The 516-nt window shown below is 43.6% G+C and carries 2 protein-coding genes; both read left to right on the top strand.

All coding sequences use genetic code 11. From position 1 onward, the window contains the following. A partial coding sequence (locus tag AB5935_RS28300; protein ID WP_368328142.1) for an alpha amylase family protein occupies positions 1–227 on the top strand: 227 nt, incomplete at its 5' end. After that, on the top strand, positions 224–516 hold a 293-nt coding region (locus AB5935_RS28295; protein WP_368328141.1), incomplete at its 3' end, for a DUF5009 domain-containing protein. The genes AB5935_RS28300 and AB5935_RS28295, both read left to right, overlap by 4 nt.

Here is a 516-nt window from a genome sequence, read left to right as displayed (position 1 = left end):
GTGTAGAAGGTTCCTGTCAGCACTTGCGTCAGATTCTTAAAGACAACAAGTTTATGGGCGGCATCTTGGTGGATCAGTTCTATGATAATCCGGGGAAATTATCCGAAACAATAGAGATGAACCTTCGTCGATCGGATGGACTAATGGTATTCGATATAGTACACATCATCCAAAAGAATCTTTGGAAAGAAGTAGAAAAAGGAATGCGCGAGGGGGGAGCTTTATGAACAACAGAGCTTTAGCTTTAGATGCCTTACGGGGATATGCAATTATTACGATGGTGCTTTCGGCTACCATCGTAACGCATGTTCTTCCCGGTTGGATGAGTCATGCTCAAACGCCTCCGCCAGATCATGTGTTTAATCCTCTGTTGCCCGGTATTACTTGGGTAGATCTTGTGTTTCCTTTTTTCCTGTTCGCTATGGGAGCCGCGTTTCCTTTTTCCATAAGGAAGCGTGCTGAAAAAGGTGATTCAAAATTAAAACTTGTTTATGAAGCTGTCAAACGGGGGGTTCA

Source organism: Phocaeicola sp. RTP21198st1_B8_RTP21198_201120, assembly GCF_040929485.1.
GTDB classification, from domain to species: Bacteria; Bacteroidota; Bacteroidia; order Bacteroidales; family Bacteroidaceae; genus Phocaeicola; species Phocaeicola dorei.
The sequence above is the reverse complement of the archived record's forward strand: the minus strand, read 5'-3'. Positions and strand labels throughout refer to the sequence as shown.